18 protein-coding genes are annotated in these 18646 nt (G+C 70.8%); 7 read left to right on the top strand and 11 right to left on the bottom strand.

What is annotated here, in order from left to right; all coding sequences use genetic code 11:
- Positions 1-161: 161 nt before the first annotated feature.
- Positions 162-1472: an MFS transporter gene (locus tag NIE79_RS16400; RefSeq protein ID WP_238679424.1), complete on the bottom strand. Its 1311-nt coding sequence runs from the start codon at positions 1470-1472 to the stop codon at positions 162-164.
- Between the two features lie 38 nt (positions 1473-1510).
- Positions 1511-2521, bottom strand: coding sequence for a DMT family transporter (locus NIE79_RS16395; RefSeq protein WP_238679423.1), 1011 nt, complete (start codon positions 2519-2521; stop codon positions 1511-1513).
- A gap of 36 nt (positions 2522-2557) precedes the next feature.
- Between NIE79_RS16395 and NIE79_RS16390 the strand changes: the two genes are divergently transcribed.
- Complete coding sequence (locus tag NIE79_RS16390) at positions 2558-3448, top strand: LysR family transcriptional regulator (protein WP_238679422.1); 891 nt, start codon at positions 2558-2560, stop codon at positions 3446-3448.
- A gap of 56 nt (positions 3449-3504) precedes the next feature.
- On the opposite strand, the gene NIE79_RS16385 is transcribed toward NIE79_RS16390, so the two are convergent.
- Together NIE79_RS16385 and NIE79_RS16380 are read right to left on the bottom strand one after the other, a co-directional pair.
- On the bottom strand, positions 3505-4383 hold the full coding sequence (locus tag NIE79_RS16385; protein WP_238679421.1) for a winged helix-turn-helix transcriptional regulator: 879 nt from the start codon (positions 4381-4383) through the stop codon (positions 3505-3507).
- A gap of 206 nt (positions 4384-4589) precedes the next feature.
- Positions 4590-5084 (bottom strand): CAP family protein, encoded by a 495-nt coding sequence (locus NIE79_RS16380; protein ID WP_238679420.1) that lies wholly within the window; start codon positions 5082-5084, stop codon positions 4590-4592.
- A 554-nt stretch (positions 5085-5638) separates the two neighbouring features.
- Between NIE79_RS16380 and NIE79_RS16375 the strand changes: the two genes are divergently transcribed.
- The 3 genes from NIE79_RS16375 to NIE79_RS16365 all read left to right on the top strand — a co-directional run bounded on the left by NIE79_RS16375 (position 5639) and on the right by NIE79_RS16365 (position 8192).
- Entirely contained in the window at positions 5639-5842 is a 204-nt protein-coding gene (locus NIE79_RS16375; RefSeq protein ID WP_238679419.1) for a hypothetical protein, read from the top strand.
- A 58-nt stretch (positions 5843-5900) separates the two neighbouring features.
- A complete protein-coding gene (locus NIE79_RS16370) occupies positions 5901-6857 on the top strand; it encodes a 5'-3' exonuclease (protein WP_238679418.1) in 957 nt (318 codons plus the stop codon).
- A gap of 126 nt (positions 6858-6983) precedes the next feature.
- Positions 6984-8192, top strand: coding sequence for a low temperature requirement protein A (locus tag NIE79_RS16365; RefSeq protein WP_238679417.1), 1209 nt, complete (start codon positions 6984-6986; stop codon positions 8190-8192).
- 13 nt (positions 8193-8205) lie between these two features.
- On the opposite strand, the gene NIE79_RS16360 is transcribed toward NIE79_RS16365, so the two are convergent.
- Positions 8206-8964 carry a maleate cis-trans isomerase family protein gene (locus NIE79_RS16360; RefSeq protein WP_238679416.1) on the bottom strand — a complete coding sequence of 253 codons (759 nt, stop codon included), beginning with the start codon at positions 8962-8964 and terminating at the stop codon, positions 8206-8208.
- A complete protein-coding gene (locus NIE79_RS16355) occupies positions 8961-9788 on the bottom strand; it encodes a hypothetical protein (RefSeq protein ID WP_238679415.1) in 828 nt (275 codons plus the stop codon). Before NIE79_RS16355 ends, NIE79_RS16360 begins: the two co-directional genes overlap by 4 nt.
- A 252-nt stretch (positions 9789-10040) precedes the next feature.
- Here NIE79_RS16355 and NIE79_RS16350 point away from each other — a divergent pair, with 252 nt between their 5' ends.
- The gene (locus NIE79_RS16350; RefSeq protein WP_007460667.1) at positions 10041-10247 is read left to right on the top strand and encodes a hypothetical protein; all 207 of its coding nucleotides are present in this window, start codon (positions 10041-10043) and stop codon (positions 10245-10247) included.
- Positions 10248-10323: 76 nt separating this feature from the next.
- On the opposite strand, the gene NIE79_RS16345 is transcribed toward NIE79_RS16350, so the two are convergent.
- A complete protein-coding gene (locus NIE79_RS16345; RefSeq protein WP_238679414.1) occupies positions 10324-10686 on the bottom strand; it encodes a winged helix-turn-helix transcriptional regulator in 363 nt (120 codons plus the stop codon).
- A 95-nt stretch (positions 10687-10781) separates the two neighbouring features.
- Between NIE79_RS16345 and NIE79_RS16340 the strand changes: the two genes are divergently transcribed.
- Together NIE79_RS16340 and NIE79_RS16335 are read left to right on the top strand one after the other, a co-directional pair.
- Positions 10782-11663 carry an NAD(P)-dependent oxidoreductase gene (locus NIE79_RS16340; protein WP_238679413.1) on the top strand — a complete coding sequence of 294 codons (882 nt, stop codon included), beginning with the start codon at positions 10782-10784 and terminating at the stop codon, positions 11661-11663.
- Between the two features lie 161 nt (positions 11664-11824).
- Positions 11825-12784: a TIGR03557 family F420-dependent LLM class oxidoreductase gene (locus tag NIE79_RS16335; RefSeq protein ID WP_238679412.1), complete on the top strand. Its 960-nt coding sequence runs from the start codon at positions 11825-11827 to the stop codon at positions 12782-12784.
- Between the two features lie 361 nt (positions 12785-13145).
- Here NIE79_RS16335 and NIE79_RS16330 read toward each other — a convergent pair whose 3' ends face one another.
- The 4 genes from NIE79_RS16330 to NIE79_RS16315 all read right to left on the bottom strand — a co-directional run bounded on the left by NIE79_RS16330 (position 13146) and on the right by NIE79_RS16315 (position 18555).
- On the bottom strand, positions 13146-14648 hold the full coding sequence (locus NIE79_RS16330; protein ID WP_238679411.1) for a right-handed parallel beta-helix repeat-containing protein: 1503 nt from the start codon (positions 14646-14648) through the stop codon (positions 13146-13148).
- Positions 14649-14822: 174 nt separating this feature from the next.
- Positions 14823-16919, bottom strand: a complete 2097-nt coding sequence (locus NIE79_RS16325; protein ID WP_238679410.1) for an APC family permease — start codon at positions 16917-16919, stop codon at positions 14823-14825.
- 87 nt (positions 16920-17006) lie between these two features.
- Entirely contained in the window at positions 17007-17354 is a 348-nt protein-coding gene (locus tag NIE79_RS16320; protein WP_238679409.1) for a hypothetical protein, read from the bottom strand.
- 430 nt (positions 17355-17784) lie between these two features.
- Positions 17785-18555 (bottom strand): DUF5995 family protein, encoded by a 771-nt coding sequence (locus NIE79_RS16315; protein ID WP_238679408.1) that lies wholly within the window; start codon positions 18553-18555, stop codon positions 17785-17787.
- Positions 18556-18646: the final 91 nt, after the last annotated feature.

Raw genomic sequence — 18646 nt, 5'->3', positions numbered from 1 at the left:
CACGTTCCGGCACGCCAGCGACAACAGCTCCGCCGACGGCACCCGGTTGCAGATCTGGGACTGCTTCGCCGGCGCCAACCAGCGCTGGACGCTCCCGGCCTGACGTAAGGGTTCAGGAAGGGCCTCTTGTTGACGTACGTACGTCAACAAGAGGCCCTTCCTCAACCGGCCCCGCGCCCGGGTTGCTGCCCCAACGCCAGGGACCCGGTTCGCTGATCGGCGCCGTCGTCGTCCTTGCCCGCCGGCGATTCTGGCAAGTCGCGGCGGGTGCGAAGGGGCGAGAGAAACACGGGCAGGAAGGCCACCGTCAGCACGGCACCACCTACCCAGAGCGCGGCGTGCGCGGTGGCCAACTCGCCGATCAGTCCGGCCACGGCGGCGCCGATCGCGAGTGCGCCGGTGAGCAGGAAGCGGAAGGTGGCGTTCATCCGGCCGAGGAGGGAGTCCGGTGTCATCCGCTGTCGCAGGCTGACGCCGAGTACGTTGTCCATGCCCGTCTTGAACAGGGCAAGCAGCCATCCGGTCCCGGCGAGCCATAACCAGGGGCCCCGGTCGATGAGCGGTACGAGCAGTCCGGCGGGAGCCAGGCACAGGCCGACGAGACCGAGCGCGCGGCCGTAGCCGAGCCGTCCGGCGATGGGGCGAGCGCAGCGGGATCCCAGCAGCAGGCCGGCCCCGCCCACCGCCCAGAACAGGCCCAGCGCGCCGGCCGGGAGGCCGAGTTCCCGGATGAACAGCACCGGAAGCATGGTATTGATGATCTGCGAGCCGAGGTTGGACAGGGTTGCGGTGAGCGCGAGGGCCCGTAGTTCCGGGTTGTTGAAGACGTGCTGCAGCCCTTCGGCGATCTGTGTGCTCAACCGGGTCGCTTGCCCCGTCCCGGCCGACGCCGGGGTACGGCGAATGGCGGTGAGCCGAAGGGCCGAGGCGAGGTAGCCCACGGCCGCGCACGCCACCGCCACGGGCGCGCTGAGTAGCTGGACCAGCGCCCCGCCCGCGCCCCGCCCGGCTATGTTGCCGACCGCTATCAGGCTCACCACGGCGGCGTTCGCCTGGACCAGGCCGTCACGGCCGACGATTCGCGGCAACACGCTCTGCGCGCCGACATCGCTGAAGACGGTGGCGCAGCCGTTCAACAAGACGACCAGGTACAACTGCCAGAGCGTGAGGGCGTCCCACCACCAGGCCAGCGGGATGAGGGCGAACAGCGCGGCTCGGGCCAGGTCAGCGGTGATCAGTACGCGCCGATGGCGCATCCGGTCCACCCAGGCCCCGGCGGGAAGACCGATGAGGAGGAAGGCGGCGGTGCTCAGGGTGGCCAGTGCCCCGACCTGGCCGGGACGGGCGTCGAGGGCAGACACCGCGATGAGCGGGACGGCGACGTACCCGACGTTGGTGCCGAGTTGGCTGAGGCTCGTCGCGGTGAACAGGGCGCGGAAGTCGGAGTTTCGCCACGGGGAGTTGGGTTGCATGATCCGTTCATCCGGTGGTCGGGTTCGCGGCACCGCCGTCATCCGGCAGCAACCTTGCTGGTGGGGGCGGTATGGGTGACGGGTGTCGCGGCATCCTTGCTGACCGATCGCGGCGGCTGCTGTCGCCGGGTCATCGCGACACCGAGGATCACGACGACCATCCCCGCGATGACGCGCAGACCGATGTGCTCGTCGAGCACGATCGCCCCCAGCGCCACTGAGACGACCGGCAGCAGGTACCCGACGGTGGCGGCGCTGGTCGCCCCCTCGTCCGCGATCAGCCGGTAACTGAGGTAGAAGGTGAATCCGGTGCTGAGGATGCCGAGAAGGGCGACCGCGATCACGGCCGTCGGATTGAATTCCGGCGGTGTCATCCCGCCGGCTGGCAAGGCCAGCGCGCTCAGCGCGGTGGCGGTGAGGAGCTGGGCCGCGGCGAGGGCGATCGGGGCGGTGCCCCTCCCGGTGAGCTTTCGGGCCATGTAGGCGAAGGCGATGGCGTAGCTCGCCGCCGCGCCGAGTAGGGCAAGAGTGCCCCAGCTCAGCAGCCCGGCCGCATGCCAGGGGGCAAAGATCAGCAAGGTACCGGCGAAGCCGAGCAACAGCCCGCCCAGGCGGACCGGGCCCAGGCCACGTTCTGCCCCGATCCCGATGCCGATCAGCAGAGACCACAGCGGCGTGGTCGCGTTCAGCACGCCGGCCAGCCCGGAGTCGACGGTCTGCTCGCCGAGGCTGAAGAGGAAGAACGGCAGGGCGTTGCAGAAGAAGGCGGCTACGACGAGATGACACCAGGTCGTCCGGTCCCGGGGCACTCGCTGGCGTGCGGACCAGGCCAGGCCCAGCAGGACCGCCGCGCCGAGCGCGGAGCGCGCGAAGGTGATCTGGAGGGGGGTCAGACCGTTGTTCAGAGCCAGCTTGATCCAGAGAAAGCCGGAGCCCCACAGCAGCGCGAGCACGGCCATCCGTCCCAACGCGCCACGTCCGCCAATGCTCACTTCTTGCCTCCCGGTCGAATCGACATGAACGCTGCCGGAGTGGACTCGACAGGACAAGTGAAAGGTTCTTCAGAGACCGTTAAGCTCAGCTACATGATTGACGTACGCCGCATGCAGGTCCTCCGCGCGGTGGTTGCCACGGGCTCGGTGACCGCAGCGGCGGCGGATCTCGGGTACACCCCGTCCGCGGTCAGCCAGCAGGTGGCGGCGCTCGAAAAGGAGGCCGGGATCGCGCTGTTGGAGCGCGTCGGCCGAGGCGTACGGCCGACGGCTGCCGGACGCCTGCTCACCGAACACGCGGCCATCATCGGCAAGCAACTGGCCGAGGCGGAGACGGCGCTGGCCGATCTGCGGGCCGGGCGTACCGGGCGGCTGGCGATCGGCTACTTTGCCACCGCTGGAGCCACCCTGATGGCACCCGCGCTCGCTCGGCTCCGGCAGGCGTACCCGGGCGTCCGGGTCGACCTCAGGATGACCGACCCCGCCGACCCGCTGCCGGCGGTGACGCAGGGCCGGATCGACCTGGCCATCGTGGTCAGATCCGCGGATCGGCCACCGGAGGGCGTCCACCTGGTCCACCTGCTCGACGACCCCTATCGCGCCGCCCTACCCAAGGGGCACCGGCTCGCCTCGAAGCGGGTCGTCGACCTGATCGATCTGGCTGATGAGCCGTGGGTCGGCAGCGAGTGTCCCGGCCCTTGCCTCGATGTCATCCTCGACGGCTGCGCTGCGGCCGGCTTCCAGCCGAACGTGGTGGCGCGGAGCGAGGATTACGCCACCGCGCAGGGCTTTGTCGCCGCAGGCCTGGGCGTCAGTCTGATTCCGGAGTTAGGGCTGACCAACCGGCACCCCGGCGTCGTGATACGCAAGATCCGCAACCCGGAACCGGTACGGGCGATCCAGGCGGCGGTGCGACAGACATCGCTGGGCCAGCCGGCGCTCGACGGATTGCTCGCCGCACTGCGGCACACGGCAACCGACTGAGGGCCAACCTCGGGGGCGCGACGGGACTGCCCGGGACAGCTACCCAGGCGGAGGGCTCACACCTGGTGCGCGCGGACCAGGGTGAGCATCTCGTCCACCGACCCCGCTGGGTCGGAGACCGGGAACTGCACGGCTCGGACCACCGCCTGCGGGTCGACCAGCAGCGTCAGCCGCTTGAACCGGGTCATCCCACCGGCGCGGAAGACGGGCAGCAGCAGCCCGGCGGCCAACCGGCCGTCCTGGTCGGACAGCAGGGGAAACGGCAGTCCGGCGTACGCGGCGAAGTCGGCGAGCTGGTCGGGCCGTTGAGTGCTGATGCCGTACACCCGCACCCCGGCGGCCTGGAAGTCCGGGTGCCGCTTGGCGTAGGTGGTCGACTCGAGGGTGCAGCCCCGGGCACCGGGGATCTCCGACCAGGCCGGCGGATAGTCCTGCGTTCCCGGCGCGTACGCCCCGGGGAAGAGATAGAGGACGCTCCAGGCGCCCGTCGCGGCCACCGACACCGGCTGACCGTCGGGGCCCGGCAACACGGCCTCGGGCAACCGCCGCCCGATCAGGTCGTGCGCCCGGCGCGCCTCGGCAGACCCGGCGTCGGCCGTCGCGGTCAGCTCACCGTCACCCATCAGATGCCTCGTCCCCCAGTCCTGTAGGGCGATCAGCACCGGCAGCAGCCCTTCGCCCTTGCCGGTAAGCAGGTAGTCGTAGCGCGGCGGGTGTCGTGAGTACGGCCGGCGCTCCAGCACACCGTGCTCGACCAGGGCGGCGAGGCGCTCGGTCAGCGCCCGCCGGCTGACGCCCAGCTCGCGTTGCAGCGCGTCGAAGCGGGTCGTCCCGCCGGCGACGTCCCGCACGATGAGGAACGTCCACCAGTCCCCCAGTACGCCGAGCGCCTGCGCGATGCCGCAGTCCGCATCAGCAAGATCCTCTCGCCGCACCGGCTACCTCCGTCGCTCCCGCTCCGACTATAGTCCGTTCCAGGTTGGAACGCGCCGGCTTGGCGAGCAGGGGACGACGACATGCACGTCGACGAAACGGGCCGGGGGCGGGCATGCCCCGTCGCCTCGGCCCTGATGGTGGTTCGGGGGCAGCCCAGGGGGCGCACCGGTCACCGCCGGTACGCCCACCGCGAGGGGTCGGTGTGTCAGCTCGCGGGCGCCACGTTCATCACGTACTGACCCCCCATGTTTCCGGGCGGCGAGAAGTTGGCCACGATGTAGGTCTCCCACCATTTCGTGCCCTGGCCGGCGACCCGCCCCACGCCCAGCTTCGTGGTGTTCTTCCACACCAGCTGGGTGAAGTGCCCGATGGCCTTCGTGGAGTCGATGGCCTCTCCCGTGGCGAAGTCGTAGTTGCTGATCTCGCTGTACCAGGAGTCGACGGCAGCGGTTCCGGAGCCTGCCGTCGGGCCAGTCGAAGCGCCCGCCCACGACCCGTTCTCACCGGTGCCCGACCGCAGACCCTCGTGGGTGAGATTGTCCTTCTCGGCCATGAAGGACGCCCGCGACTTCGAGTACTCCACGAGCTCCAGGTCGAGGGTGAGCAACGACGATCCGTGCCGCGCCCGCAGTTCGTTGACCTTGCTCAGCACCTCTTGCAGGAACTCGTCGTTGGTTCGATCCGCGAATCCATCCCGCATGATGTGACACCTCTTCTGAAGAAGAACGACGGAATATCTGCCCGTGGTGGGCGGCTCGGCCCTCGACGGCTGGCACAGCGGGTCGGACGGCCATCGACAGCCTTCCATCGGCAAAGACAAAAGAGCCGTCACTGAAGGTGATGGATTAATGACAGAAGCGATAACATAGGCCGTCGCGGGTGAACCGCTGGGGAGATGCTGCAGCGGCCTGGCCGCACCGCCCCAGGTGGTGACCGGGGCACCCTGGCTGGGACGCACCGTCAGCGGCACGCTGTCTCGGACCCGAACGACATCAGCGGCGTGACAGAGAATTCCTCTTCTCTGTCACAACGGCGATTTCACACCCCGCCGCCTACCGGTTCCGTTCGCTGACGACATCGACGGTGCGTCGCCACCTTGCCCAGCTCGTCACGACTTCGGCACACCGGCCGGCAGGTGCTCCGCCTACGTCTTCCGGCCCCGCGCGTCCCCGCGGCCCCCTAGCCTGGGATCGGGACGCCCGCGCGGGCGACCTGACCGGGAGGACCGACGTGGCAGGCAACGAGGCGAATCGGGTGGCAACACGCCGTCGCCGCCAACTGTGGGCCGGGGTCCTCGCACTCGTCGGCCTGGTCCTGCTGATCATCGGCGTCACCGTCGCCGACGGCGTCGCGGCCTGGGTCGAGGTGGTGGTCGCCATCCTGCTGCTGGTGACCAGCTACGTCGTGCAGCACCTGGCCCGACGGGACACCGTCTACCGACCCGACGAGCGACGCTGACACCACCGGCGGCCGGGCGTACGCCAGATCGTCGGACGGTTGTGCCAGGCTGTCCGGCGTGGCACACCGACCCCCGATCCTGCTGATCGACGCAGCCAGCCTCTACTTCCGCGCCTACTTCGGCATTCCGGAGTCCGTCGCCAAGGCCGAGGACGGCACACCGGTCAACGCGGTGCGTGGCTTCCTCGACATGCTCGCCACCCTGATCCGGGTGCGGGGCGCCGACCGGATGATCTGCGCGCTCGACTACGACTGGCGCCCGGCGTGGCGGGTCGACCTGCTGCCGTCGTACAAGGCGCACCGGGTCGCCCCGCAGGGTGGCGAGATCGTCCCGGACACCCTCTCCCCACAGGTGCCGATGATCCTGGAGGTCCTCGCGGCGGTGGGCATCACCGCGGTCGGCGCGACCGGCTACGAGGCGGACGACGTGCTCGGCACCCTCTCGGTGACCCAGCCGGGCCCGGTCGAGGTGGTCTCCGGAGACCGGGACCTGTTCCAACTCGTCGACGACGCCCGACCGGTCCGGCTGCTCTACGTCGGGCGCGGCGTCGCCAAGCTCGACGACTGCGACGACGCCGCCGTGCGGGCCCGCTACGGCGTGCCGGCCGACAGGTACGCCGACTTCGCCGCGCTGCGCGGCGATCCGAGTGACGGGTTGCCCGGGGTGGCCGGCGTCGGCGACAAGACCGCCGCCCGGCTCATCGAGCGGTACGGCAGCATCGCCGGCATCCTGGCCGCGCTCGACGACTCCGACTCGTCCTTCGCACCGGGCCTGCGCGCCAAGCTGGTCGCGGCACGCGACTACCTGGGCGTCGCGCCGACGGTCGTCCGGGTCGCCCTGGACGTGCCCCTGCCGGAGCTGCCCACAGCGCTGCCGAGCGCGCCGGTCGACCCGGACCGGCTGCTCGAGCTCGCCCAACTGTGGAACCTGGCCGGGTCGGCCCGCCGCCTCGTCGACGCCCTCGCCGCCCCCCGTGGCGGCGAGGTTCCGTCGACAGCCCCGCAAGCGGGATAGCCACCCGGCACAACCCGGTTGAGGGACGAGCGGGCGAACGCGGGATCTCGCGCTTGCCCGCTCGATACCGTCCGTGCAGGTGGACCGGACAGGTCCGTCGAGTCGAGCGGTCCCGCAGGAGATCCCGTGCACCTCGCCGCGCCGGAGCCCGGATCGCCACGGGCCAGCGGCCCGCCGGTGCGCGACCCGGAGGCCCCACGCCGGGTCACCCTCCTCGAACTCTTCTTCGACCTGGTGTACGTGGTCGCGCTGGCGCTCATCTCACGGGGAATGGTCGAGCAGCTCGACTGGCACCGAGCCGCCGAGGCACTGATCATGTTGGCCGCCGTCTGGTGGACGTGGACGATCACCACGCTGGTCACCGACCTGTACAACCCGGAACGCACCGAGATCAAGCTGCTGATCAGCGCCGTCATGTTCGGCGCGCTGCTGATGACGACGGCGATCCCGGAGGCGTTCAACGACCGGGGGCTCGTCTTCGCCGGCACCTACGTGGCAATCCACCTGGGGCGTGGACTGTTCCTGATGCCGGCGGTACGCCGCGAACCGCAGACCCAACGTCGGGCCGCCCGCATCTTCATCTGGTTCGCGGTGTCGGCGATCCCGTGGCTCATCGGCGCATTCGTCAGCGGGGACGCCCGGATCGCGTGCTGGGCCATCGCGCTCGCCATCGACTACGTCGGCTTCCGCCTCGCGTACCCGGTGCCCGGGCTCGGGGTGGTGCCCGAGAAGCAGCGCAATGTCACAGCGGAGCATCTCTCCGAGCGCTACCAGCAGTTCTTCATCATCGCGCTCGGCGACGCCATCCTGACGATCGGCACCATGTTCAGCCTGGAGCACAACGAGGCCGAGAACATCGGGGCCTTCGCTGTGGCGTTCCTGACCACGCTTCTGCTCTGGCGGATCTACGTGCACAAGTCCGGCGAGCTGCTGCCCACGGCCATCCAGGCGGCCCGGTCGCCCAGCAAGTTCCTGTTCAGCGCCCCGTACACCCATCTGTTGATGATCGCCGGCGTGGTCACCACGGCGGCCGGCTTCCACCTGGTGCTGCACGAGCCGACCGGGCGGACGCCGCCGGCCTGGCTGGCGGTGATCCTCGGCGGCCCGGCGCTGTTCCTGGCCGGCCGGGCCTCGTTCGAGTACGAGGTGTTCAGCAGGGTGTCCTGGTCCCGACCCGGCGGGGTGCTGGCGCTGCTGACCATCGCCCCCGGCCTGCTGTACCTGCCGCCGGTGTTCGCCTCCCTCGGTGGGCTGCTGGTGCTCATCGGCGTGGCCTACGCGGACTTCCGGCGCAGCCACGGCAAGCCGCCGGAGAAGCCCTCACCGCCGCACTGAGCCACCCCACCACTCAGCGCGGAATCGGGCCGGCCAGCAACCGGCCGGCGTCGGGCACGTACGGCTCGACACCCAGACCGGTGAGCAGTTGATGCACCGTCGCCGTCGCCGCGGTGAGCACCGGGCGACCGAGAAGGGCCTCCACCTGCGGCACCGCCGCCAACGACGGCAACTGCACACAGGCGGAGAGGACCACCGCGTCCACGCCGGTCACATCCAGACGACCGGCCAGCTCGACCAGACGCTCCGCGGGGATGCGCCCGACCGCCACGTTGTCCGGCTCGCAGAGGCTCACCGCGTCGGTCACCTGCACGCCGTACGCGGCGAGGTAGGCGACGACGGTCGCGGTCAACGGCGGCAGGTACGGCGCGATCACTGCCACCCGGCGGGCACCCAACGCCCGCAGCCCGGCGACCAGCGCGCCGGCACTGGTCACCACCGGCATGTCATGCCCGGCGCGACCGGCCGCGCGACCCAACCGCCGCTCGGCCCGCTCGTGCGCGCCGGCGCCCTCGCACATCACCGCCACCAGACAGGCGTACGCGAGCACGTCGCAGCGGGCGTCGGCCAGCTCGGCGGCACACCGCAGGGCGGAGCGGTTCATCCGGGCCAACTCGTCGGCGGTCACCTGACGCAGCCGTACCCGACTGGCGTGGGTGGTGAAACGGACCGTCGGATCGACGGTCTCGCGTCGGCGCAGCATCGCCGGTATCTCGGTCTCCATCGTGGTGTTGGAACTGGGCACCACCAGGCCGATGCGGTAGCCGCTCACACCAGTGCCCCGGCGTACCCCCGGACCTGCAGTCGATCCCGGGCCCCTCCGGCCAGGCGCACCTGAAGGCCGAGCGGCGCGGCGGCGCGGCGGACGTCGTCCAGGTGCAGCGATCCGTGCCGGTCCACGGTGAGCACTGGCGGTTCTTCGAGGTCACCCTCCGGCGCGTGGAACGAGAGCAGGGTGACCGAGGTGGTGAGGTAGCCCGGGTACGCGGCGCGGGCCGCGGCCTCGTCCCGGTGGACCAGCACCACCAGATCGTCGAGGTGGGCGAAGTCCGCGGCGAGGGCGCCCGCCTTCCAGTGCGCCGGTTCCTCCGCCGCGCCGGTGAGATGCCGGGACCGGTTCGCCGAGGTGATGTAGAGGTGATCCGTTCCGGTCTCGGCGAGCGCCCGCTCGAAGAACGCGTTGGACGGGCAGGTCAGCCCCGGTGCGATCACCTGGGTGGTCCGCATCCCCTGGTCGATCTGGGTGAGGTGCTCGGGGAGCCGGTCCGCCGCCGGCCCGCGGAAGCCGAACGGCCCGGCCCCGTAGAGGGCGTCCATCAGCGCCCGCACCCGACCGACCGGCAACCGCGGCGAGATCCGCGTCCAGTCGAACATCCCGGGAATCCGGCCGATCGCTGTGGTGATGCTGCCGACCTGGTGGACCGGTCGGCCCTTGGCCAGGTTGACCCGGTGTACGGTGGCCGCGTCGGGACGCGTCACGATGACGTAGAAGTTGGCGAACGCCGCCGCGACGATCGCGCCGCCAGCAAGCGCGCGGGCCGCGACCGCGACGTCCTCGGGGCGGTCGATGTACAGGGGCGGTGTCGGGGCGTCCATGAGTCCTCCTCGGCGGGGCCGTGAGGCAGTTCTACGTCCACTCACCCTGATGACGGCGAGGTCGGTCGTCGATCCGATAGCCGACAGGCGCTACCCGATGCGGGCGGCGGATGCCCGGGCGGTACACAACGGCGGACGGCATCGGCCGGATGGGGGACCCGGCGGGGGTCGTAGCACGCGACAGTTAGCCGCGCGACCCGATTGGGTACAACGGCTGCACCTCAGATCCACCACATACCTCAGGAGGCAGCGATGCGCGGCACCTCGATTCTCGGAGTCATCGTCGTGATCTGGTTGGTGATCGGCGCCATCGCCGGTGGCCAGCGCGGTTATTACAGCGGCGACGACACCAACTGCGCCGAGGCTGGCACCATCCTGGTCACCATCGTGGCCGGGCCGTTGAACTACATCGGCGCCAACCCGAAGGTCGACTGCAAGCTGCCCGAGCCTTCCAAGTAGACGACAGACGTATCCCGGCCCGTGCCCCGCGGTGGGGCACGGGCCGGCGCGGTTTCGACGAGGTCGCCCAGGGGCACTAGCCCGTCTCCTCCCCCAACCGTCGAACTGTCGACCGGTCGCGGCCCCAGGCGGCCAGCGGCTCGAGGGCGTCGTTGAGGCGGGTGCCGTCCTCGGTCAACGAATACTCGACGCGGGGCGGCACCTCGTCGTAGGAGGCGCGGTGCACGACGCCGTCCGCCTCCATCTCCCGTAGGTGGGAGGCCAGCACCTTCTCGGTGATCCCCGGAAGCAGTCGACGCAGCTCGCCGAAGCGACGCAATGGGTGCTCGTGGAGCGCCCAGAGGATCAGCACCTTCCACTTGCCGCCGATGACCTCCATCGCGGTGTCGATACCGCAGGTGTGGCCGTCCGCGGTGCCCGGCCGGTTCAACGTCGCCATGCCCACCCCTTCGACGTGCTCACCCACCCCTGGGTAACCACGCACTCCGAAGTGCGTACTTGATCGCCTGGGGGTCGATGACCAGCCTAATCGGCATGGAACCGAACACTGTGGAGAAGCCCTCCGTCACGGTGCTGGGACTCGGCGCGATGGGTGCCGCGCTGGCCCGCGCCTGGCTTGCCGCCGGCTACCCGCTCACCGTCTGGAACCGCACCCCGGGCCGCGCCGCGGCGCTCGCGCCCGAAGGCGCACGGGTCGCTGGCAGCGCCGCCCAGGCGGTCGCGGCGAGCACCCTGGTCGTGATCTGCCTGTTGGACGACACCTCGGTCGACGAGGTGCTGGCCGGTGTGGACGTGGCAGGCAGGGACCTGGTCAACCTGACCACCAGCACCCCTGCCCAGGCCCGCGCCCGCGCGGCATGGGCCCGCCGACACGGCGCACGCTATCTGGACGGTGGAATCATGGCCGTCCCGCCGATGGTCGGCGCCCCGGAGGCCGGCGGCTACGTCTTCTACAGCGGCTCGCGAGGGCTGTTCGAACGGCACCAGGAGACGCTGGGCGTCCCGGCCGGCACCACCTACGTCGGCGAGGACGCGGGCTTCGCTGCCCTGCACGACGTGGCTCTCCTCAGCGCCATGTACGGGATGTTCGCCGGGACCGCGCACGCCTTCGCCCTTATCCGTCGGGAGGACATCGACCCGGCGGCGCTCGCCCCACTGCTCGCCGACTGGCTCGTCGCGATGATCCCGGCGGTTCACCAGACCGCCGACCAGCTGTGCAGCGGGGACTACACCACGGGGGTCGTCTCCCCTCTCGCCATGCAGGTGGCCGGCACACCGACCTTTCTGCGCACCGCCGAGCAGCAGGGCGTGAGCCCCGAACTGCTCATCCCCTACTTCGACCTGATGCGCCGCCGCCTGGCCGAGGGCGGTGGCGAGGAGGACCTGGCGGGCGTGGTCGATCTGCTTCTGCGGTGACGAGTTCCGCGGCTGCGGGTGGTCCTTCGTGTCTGACGTCGCGCGCCACACACCGCCTGAGGCATCCTAGGAGGCTGGTTTGCGGGTCGAGGGCGTTTGCCAGCGCCAAGGCCGGGAACGGCCCCTGCCTCCAGTCAGCGAACGGCATCGGGAGCGTGGGCATGCAGATCGGCTACAAGTTGGCCGCGGAGGGATACGGCCCGCAGGAGATCATCCGACAGGCCGTCCTGGCCGAGCGGGCGGGCTTCGACTTCGTCGAGATGAGCGACCACTTCCACCCGTGGCTGGACGCACAGGGACACTCGTCGTTCACCTGGAGCGTGCTCGGCGCCATCGCGGCCAAGACCAGCACGCTGCGCCTGGCCACCGGGGTCACCTGTCCGACCGTCCGCTACCACCCGGCGATCATCGCGCAGGCCGCGGCGACCATGGCGCTGATCTCCGACGGCCGGTTCACCCTCGGGGTGGGCGCCGGCGAACGGCTCAACGAGCACGTGGTCGGGCAGGGCTTCCCCAGCGTGCGGGGCCGACACGAGCGACTGCGCGAGGCGCTGGAGATCATCCGACTGCTCTGGCAGGGCGGCTACCAGTCGTACGAGGGCCGGCACCTGCAACTGGAGGACGCCCGGGTCTTCGATCTGCCGGAAACCCTGCCCGTGATCGCGGTGGCGGCCAGCGGTGAGGTGTCGGCGCGGCTCGCCGCCGAGTTGGGCGACGGCCTGTTCGCCACCGAGCCGGACGCGTCGATCGTCGAGCACTACCGCCGCGCCCAGGGTTCGGGCCCGCGCTACGCCGAGGTGCCCCTGGCCTGGGCCACCGACGAGCAACAGGCGGTGCAGGCGGTGTTGCAGACGAGCCGATGGATGGTCACCGGCTGGAAGGTGATGAGCGAACTGCCGAACCCGGTCAACTTCGACGCGGCCAGCGCGTACGTCGAGGAGAAGCACATCCGGCAGCTCTTCGCCATCGGCCCGGACCCGGAACCGCACGTCGCCAAGGTCCGGTCGTACGTCGAGGCCGGCTTCGACCACATCGTCCTGCAGAACGCCGGCCCCGACCCGGACGGCTTCCTCGACTTCTTCGCCGGCGACCTCTCCGGCCGGCTGCGCGCAGTGGGTTGACGCCGGCGTCCGGTGATGAAGAGCAGGTCAATGCCGTTGCCTTAGCCGGAACGGCCGCTCGTCAGCCGGCATTGCCTCGCCGATCACGGAGTCGTGGCGGGCGACAAAGCGCCTGCAAGTCGCCGAACCAGGCACCACAACTCCACGATCGCCGAGCCCGAACCGGCACTGCTCCGCGATCTTGCACTTACTGCCCCGACACAAGGGGCGTATAAGCCCATATCGACAACGGAAGCTGCAAGATCGGCGCAGCCGGGGGGCAGGACGTCAGGTGACGACGGAGCACCGCCCGCCCGGACGGTCGTCCGGGCGGGCGGTGCACTCAGGATGGATGCGCTCGGGATGAGGCGCGGGTCGAGGCTCAGCGGAAGCAGTGCGCGATCGGCACCTGGCTGCCCTCGCAGTTGGTCGGCTCGTTCTCGACCACCACGCTCTCATCGTCGATCTTGACCTGGGCGTGCATGCCGAAGATGCCGCCGGGCTTCACCGTGGACGCGTTGTGGGTGATCTTGCTGGTGTAGATCGCCACCGAGCCCGCGCTGGCGTAGATGCCGCCGCCCTGGGACGCGGCACCGACTGCCTCGTTACGTGTCACGTCGCTGCCGCGCACCAGCAGGTTCGCCTTCTCGGCGTAGATGCCGGCCCCGAGGCCGTGCGTGGTGTTGCCGTCGATCACGCTGTCGTCGATCGGCGTCAGGCCCTTGACTGTCGAGACGCCGCCGCCATTGAGTGTGGACGTGTTGCCGCGGATGGTCATCGTGCGCATCACCAGCACCGCGTCGGAGTTGGCGGCGCCGCCGCCGACCTGCGCGGTGTTGTTCAGCAACTCGGTGTCGGAGACCTTCGTCCGGGCCGAGAAGCTGGCCAGCCCGCCACCCTGGCCGGCGCTGTTCTGCGTGAAGGAGACACTCTCCACGTCGGCGGCACCGCGGTAGTTGCCCAGCCCGCCGCCGTAGGCGTTGGCGCTGTTGCGGTGGAACTCCGAGCGCTTCAGCGTCAGCACGCCACCGTTGAGCAGGCCCCCGCCCTTGCCCGCGGCGCCGGAGGCGCTGTTGCCGACGAACGTGGAGTCGGTGACCACCATGTTGCCGTCGTTGAAGATGCCGCCGCCGCCCCCCTCGGGAGACAGCGAGGTGCTCTGCGTGACGGTGACCCGTTCCACCACGGCGGTGGCGCCGTGCACCACGTGCACGCTGCCGCCCTCGATGGCAGAGCGGCCGTTGTGCAGTTCCACGTCGCGCAGGGTCAGCTCGCCGCCGTCGCGGACTGTGAAGAAGCGGAACGAGGCGGCCTGGGCGGCCCGGGCGATGGTGGCGCCCGCACCGTCGATCGTGATCGGCTGGTAGATCACCGGCAGGCCAGCGGTGTCGTCGGCCGGGTTGTGCGGCGGCGCTTCGGCGTCGCCGGGGGTCTCCGCCGCGTCGGCGGCCTCCCGGGCGTCGCGGATCCCGCCGTCGTACTGGTCGGTCTCGTGGAACGCCTCGGTGAGGGTGTAGCGGCACTTGGGCGCGAGGCGGAGTTCGCCGCCGCCCTCGGCGTTGGCGGTGACCAGCGCGGCCACCAGCTTCGCGGCGTCGCACGGCACCGACACCACGCCCCGCTTGCCGGTGCCCGGGGTGGCCGGGCGGGCCCGCTCCGCGTCGTCCTGGCCGGGTCGTGGGGCCTGTCGGTCGCCGTCGCGCCGGTCGTCGTCGGCCGCCGGGGTCAGCCGGGCCAGACCGGGGAGGGTGAGGGCGCGGTCGGCGGCGGCGGCCGCTCCGGCCGCTCCCACGACCAGGCTCCCCGCCAGCAAGCCGCTGGCGATAAACCATCGGGACCGCCGTCTGGGTCGGGTCGCGCCGTCTCCCTCTCGGTACGTGGACATCAACGGTGCCTACCTTCCTGCGTGCGTGACGTGACCACGCGCCGATTCGGGCGCGGGGGGCTCGACGTGTTCGCCGGCTACCAAACGCCACGATAGGTCCGCAATACGGACAGGAAGGTGTGAACGTGAATAGTGCCCTCTTTCATCTTCAAAGCTGTCAGACGGGCATCGATGTCACCCGCCGACGTGGATGCCGGGCCGACGCAGCGGGTCCCGTTCGGTCCGACGGATGATCTCCCGCACCACCGGCGGGGTGTCCCCCCGACCCAGGATGAGGTAGCGCGCCAGGTGCGCGATCGGGCTGCCCTCCGACCACTCGAAGTGCGCGTGCGGCCGGACGCCGGTGGCATCCCGCAGGGCCAGCAGGATCGCGGCGATCGCGTTCGGCGCGGCCGGGCTGTTGGCCCGCAGCACCCGGAAACCACCCACCTCGATCCCGTGCACGCGCAGCACCTGACTGAACTCCGACGGATCGACCACATCGATCTCCAGGAACAGCACGTCCGCGGCCCCGGGCACCGGATTCATCCCGCGCTGCGCCCGCTCCTTGAGCGTGTACTCCTTCACCGACCCCTTCTGTCGCTTGTTCGCGATCAGGTGCAGCTGCCCGTCGTGCGCCAGCGACTCCGTGATGAACCGACGGGCCGCCTCGTCGAACTCGATCCGCTCGGCGCGCAGCTCGGTGGTCCGGGTGACCCGGGAGACCAACGAGACCACGATGATGCCGAGGATGAACAGAGCGGAGATCGTGATCCCGTCCGGCTGTTCGATGACGTTCTCCAGCAGCGCGTACAGCAGCACCAGTGTCAGCACTGTGAAGCCGATCGCCGAGCCGCGCCGGTGGTGACGAGCCGCGGAGATCGTCACCGCCACCGCCCCGGAGACCATCATCGCCAGGATCCCGGTGGCGTACGCCCCGGCCTGGGCGTTGACGTCGGCGCGGAAGGCGATGGTGATGGCGACGCTGACGACGGTGTAGACGATCACCACGGGGCGTACGGCCCGCGCCCACTCCGGTGCCATGCCGTACGACGGCAGGTAGCGCGGCACGATGTTGATCAGCCCGGCCATCGCCGAGGCGCCGGCGAACCAGAGGATGAGCACGCTGCTCACGTCGTAGACGCTGCCGAACACCTCCCCCAGGTAGGTGTGCGCCAGGAACGCCAGCGCCCGCCCGTTCGCGCCGCCGCCCGGCCGGAACTCCTCCGCCGGGATGAGCGCCGTGGTCACGAAGGTCGTCGAGATCAGGTACACCGACATGATCAGCGCGGCGGTGGTGAGCAGCCGACGCGTGTTGCGGATCCGGGCGGCGAGCCGGGCCTGCTTGTCCGGGCCGTCGGCCGAGACCAGGGGCATCATGCTGACCCCGGTCTCGAAACCGGACAGCCCCAGCACCAGCAGCGGGAACGCCAGGACGGCGGTGAGCAGCACGTGGCCCGGCCCGCCACCGGTCGAGGTCACCGCGGCCGTCCAGCTCGACACGATGCCCGGGTCCTCGACGATCCGGGTCACCGCGACCACGACGATCACCGCGTTGAGCACCAGGAAGACAGCTACCAGCGGGATGGCCACCACCACCGCCTCGCGGAACCCGAGCAGGAACACCCCGCCGAGGATGAGCAGCAGCACCACCGTCACCACGACCGGCACCAGGGACCCGTGCAGGACGTCGGGCAGGTACGGGTTCTCCAACAGGTGCACTGTGGCGTCAGCCGAGGAGAGGGTGATCGTGATGATCCAGGAGGTGGCCACGAAGCCGAGCAGCACGAGGACGAAGATCTTGCCCCGCCAGAACGGCAACAACCGCTCCAACATCGCCACCGAGCCCTGACCGTGTGGGCTCTCCTGGGCCACCCGCCGGTACATCGGCAGCATGCCGAACAGGGTGAGCACGACGATCAACAGGGTCGCCAGCGGGGAGAGCGCTCCGGCCGCCACCGCAGCGATGCCCGGCAGGTACGACAGCGTGGAGAAGTAGTCAACGCCGGTCAGGCACATCACCTGCCACCAGGCGTGCCGACGGCTCTGCCCCTCGGTCGCCTCGGGGCCGGGCGGTTGCACCTGGTGCTGGAAGAGCCACCGGCGCAGCGGGCTGGCCGGCGGCGCCGAGCGGGCCGGCGTGGCCACGCGTTCTGGCACCACGACGCCCTGCCGGCCGCCCCGGTGTGGGCGGGCCGGATCGCGGGCCGCCCGCAGCGCCGGGTCCGGCCCGCTCGGCGCGTGGCGGCGCCCGCTCCAGCGTCGTGGTTTCGCCCGGTCCTCGTCACCCATCGTCAGTCCCACCCTCACAGGTCCTGATCCGACGGTAGGCGGTGCCCGGGCGCCCGATCGGCGGAACCGGGCACCTGTTCGGCCTGCTCAGGACCGGTCCGGGACGGCGAGCAGCCGGGCCAGCGCGGGTGGGTCGGCGACGGTCACCGTGGCCGCCGGGTGCCGGGGCCGCCCCCCGGGCACCAGCGCCGGCACGGGTACGCCGAAGCGCAGACAGATCCCGCCGGCCGCACTGCTGCCGAAGGTCGCACCGCCGTCGGCCAGCGACAGGTGCGGGCCGATCGCCCGCCACCAGCGATACGGACCGCTCACCTCGACGGCTGTGACATTGTCCCGGTCGGTCCGCAGCTGCCACGGCCCGTACCGGATGGTCAGGTCCCGTTCGCCGACGGCGACCCAGGCCGTCGCCGGGCGGACCCCCAGCAAAGCCAGCACCGGGCGGAACACCGGATCGAATCGGAACGGAAAGCGTGCCGCGACGCCGGTCATCGGGCGCCGGGCCGAGCGGTGGGTCGCGACACGGGGCCACCCGGCCGAAGGGGGCCGGGCCGCGCGGGTCGGGGGCGGGCGGCGGGCCGACGCCGGGCCAGGACGGTCATGGCGCGGGCGTACCCGATCCGAGCCCGCCGACACCCCCGGATCCGCACGCCGTTCGACGTGACCCCCGTTCGGCGCTCCCCCACCGTCGGCCGACACCCCCCCGGGCCGGCCGACGGTGGCAGACGGTCGACACCCCCCGGGCCGACCGGCTGTCCCCTGCGTGACCGGCCCGACCTCGGGCTGCCACGCGGGGTGGAACTGGTGGGACGCGCCCCCGCGCTCCGCCGCCCCCCACGGGGCGGAGCGCGGGGGCCCCCCGTCCCGGCTACTGCAGGAACGCCCCGAGGGGCGATAGCAGCAACCGGCCGAGCGCCGCGGCGTTGTCGTCCAACCGTCTGCGCTCACACTCGCGGGCGTCCGGGTCGTGCCGGCACCGCCAGATCTTCTGCGCGTTGCGCCAGGCGACATCGCGGGTGTACTCGACCAGTTCCCCCTGGTACCAGTCGTCGATGTCGCCGTTGAGCATGTCGATGAGCAGCTGCCACCGCTCCAGGTAGCCCCGGCGCAGGCCGGGGATCTTGTCCGCGAAGATGTTGTTGATCTCGAGGTAGTCGTGGTGCTGGTCGCTGCCGTCGACCGGCTCCGACTCCAGGTGGTCGAACGTGGTCACCAGGGCGAACGGCAGGTCGAAGTTGATGTGCGCGTTCACCCCGGCCGCCGCCGACGGCAGCGGCCGGGCATCCGGCCCCTGCATCCGCTCGAAGAGGCACGACCACGCCTTCGGGGTGCCGGGGCTGGAGTCGGTCCACAGCCGCATCGCGTCGAAGTACCGGGCGGCGAACTCGACGTCGAGCCGGGAGAGAAAGACCGGGTCGACGAAGCGGTCGTCGTACAGCCCGTCCAGCACGCTGCTGGTGATGGTCAGGTAGAGCTTGTTGAAGTCAGCGAGGGGACAACTCTCTTCCAACGGTGGCAGCCGGACCAGCATGTCCTGGAGCTTGGTCAGGTGATCGACCACGGCCGGCACGTCCGCGGGATGATCGGCGAGCAGGTCGACGATGTCCCGGTGCACGGGCCCCCAGACCGGTTCGATCATTTCTCCTCCATCGTGGTCGGCGGCATCCCCCGTGCCGTCGTCGACGCGGCCCAGCCTCTCAGCCGACACCGGCCCGCCGGATCAGTAGAAC

Source organism: Micromonospora trifolii (assembly GCF_022229005.1).
Classification (GTDB): domain Bacteria; phylum Actinomycetota; class Actinomycetes; order Mycobacteriales; family Micromonosporaceae; genus Micromonospora; species Micromonospora trifolii.
Note: the sequence above shows the minus strand (reverse complement) of the source record. Positions and strands in the feature narration are given on the sequence as shown.

Coding starts and splice junctions, on each gene's coding strand:
- NIE79_RS16400 (WP_238679424.1), bottom strand. CDS start 1,472: ATGCAACCCAACTCCCCGTGGCGAAACTCCGACTTCCGCGCCCTGTTC.
- NIE79_RS16390 (WP_238679422.1), top strand. CDS start 2,558: ATGATTGACGTACGCCGCATGCAGGTCCTCCGCGCGGTGGTTGCCACG.
- NIE79_RS16380 (WP_238679420.1), bottom strand. CDS start 5,084: ATGCGGGATGGATTCGCGGATCGAACCAACGACGAGTTCCTGCAAGAG.
- NIE79_RS16355 (WP_238679415.1), bottom strand. CDS start 9,788: ATGGACGCCCCGACACCGCCCCTGTACATCGACCGCCCCGAGGACGTC.
- NIE79_RS16350 (WP_007460667.1), top strand. CDS start 10,041: ATGCGCGGCACCTCGATTCTCGGAGTCATCGTCGTGATCTGGTTGGTG.
- NIE79_RS16345 (WP_238679414.1), bottom strand. CDS start 10,686: ATGGCGACGTTGAACCGGCCGGGCACCGCGGACGGCCACACCTGCGGT.
- NIE79_RS16340 (WP_238679413.1), top strand. CDS start 10,782: ATGGAACCGAACACTGTGGAGAAGCCCTCCGTCACGGTGCTGGGACTC.
- NIE79_RS16335 (WP_238679412.1), top strand. CDS start 11,825: ATGCAGATCGGCTACAAGTTGGCCGCGGAGGGATACGGCCCGCAGGAG.
- NIE79_RS16330 (WP_238679411.1), bottom strand. CDS start 14,648: ATGTCCACGTACCGAGAGGGAGACGGCGCGACCCGACCCAGACGGCGG.
- NIE79_RS16325 (WP_238679410.1), bottom strand. CDS start 16,919: ATGGGTGACGAGGACCGGGCGAAACCACGACGCTGGAGCGGGCGCCGC.
- NIE79_RS16315 (WP_238679408.1), bottom strand. CDS start 18,555: ATGATCGAACCGGTCTGGGGGCCCGTGCACCGGGACATCGTCGACCTG.